We start from the raw sequence: 1,384 nt of genomic DNA on the forward strand, positions 1-1,384 counted from the left end.
GGCCTTCCGGGTGGACCACCACGTCCGGCCGGTGGGGCCAGAGGCTGAGCGCCAGCGCGAGCCCGAGCGGCGCGACCGCCGCGACGCGGAGCGCCGTGCGCCACAGACAGAGCCATGCGAGGCCGAGCGCGAACAGCGCGATCGCAGGCGCGCCGAAGGCGCCGGACATGCGCTCCGCCCCGGGCCAGGACGCCACGAAGCGGGCCACGGCGAGAACGCCGTCGAGGCCGAACCCCATCAGCCGCCACCACGGCCCGTCGAGCCCGAGCGGCGTGAACAGCAGGCCGCCCACCACGCTCGGCATGACGATCATGCTGATGAGCGGCGTCGCCAGCGCGTTGCCGGCGAGCGCATAGGGCGTCACGCGGTGGAAGTGGTAGGCGGCGAAGGGCGCGCTTGCGAGCCCCGCCACCAGCGTGGTGAGAACGGCCGCCAGCGCGATCCGCCACGCCGCGGCGACGAACCGCTCGAACCGCCCGCCGGGCTCCGTCGCGACCTTGCGCGCGGACCAGATCTCGAAGGTCGCGATCAGGGCGGCCACCGCCGCGAACGACATCTGAAAGCTCGGGCCGAGCACGGCCTGGGGCGTGAGCGCCAGCACCAGCAGAGCCGCGAGCGCCAGATTGCGCGGCGTCACCGCGGGCCGGCCGATCAGGATCGCCACGAACACGATCCCCGCCATCAGATAGGAGCGCTGGGTCGCGACCTCCGCGCCGGACAGCGCGAGATAGAAGGTCGCGCCCGCAAGCGCCGTCACGGCGGCGATCGCCTTGACCGGCAACCGCAGCGCCGCCCGTTCGGACGCCGAGAGCAGCGCGCGCACCAGCCAGAACAGCGTGCCCGCCACCAGCGCCATGTGCAGGCCCGAGATCGACAGGATGTGGCTGAGGCCCGCCGCCCGCAGGTCGTCCTCCACGTCCTGCGGGATGGGGCCGCGCACGCCGGTGACGAGCGCCGCGGCGACCGCGCCCTGCGGACCGCCGACCGTGGTGGCGATGCGCTCGGTCAGGCGTTCGCGCAGCCGCTCCAGCGCGGTGGAGAACCGCTCGAGGCCCGCGTCCGGCGGGCGGGGCTGCAGCCGGACGTCCTTCGCCTGCGCGCCCGTCGCGCCGAGTCCGTCGAAATAGGCCATCAGCGCGAAGTCGTAGCCGCCGGGCCGCAGAGGCTGCTGCGGCGGCCGCCAGAAGGCGGACAGGGCGAGACGGTCGCCCGCCGTCAGCCTGGGCTCCGCGCTCAGCGTCACCCGCACGCGCTTTGGCCGGGCGTCAGGCTCCAGCGCGCCGAACCGCTCCACCGCGAGCGTGATGCGCCGCCGTCCGCCGTCGCGGGGCTCCACCCTCACCACGCGGCCCGTGACCTCGGCGCGCTGGGCGCGCTCCAGCCG

The 1,384-nt window shown here is 75.2% G+C and carries 1 protein-coding gene; it reads right to left on the bottom strand.

Annotated features, from left to right (window positions below):
* The coding region (locus ACFQ4O_RS17555; protein WP_378777666.1) for a ComEC/Rec2 family competence protein at positions 1 to 1,384 on the bottom strand (1,384 nt) is incomplete at both ends.

Origin of the sequence: Methylopila musalis, assembly GCF_042679725.1 — a bacterium.
In the GTDB taxonomy this organism is placed as follows: Bacteria; Pseudomonadota; Alphaproteobacteria; order Rhizobiales; family Methylopilaceae; genus Methylopila; species Methylopila musalis.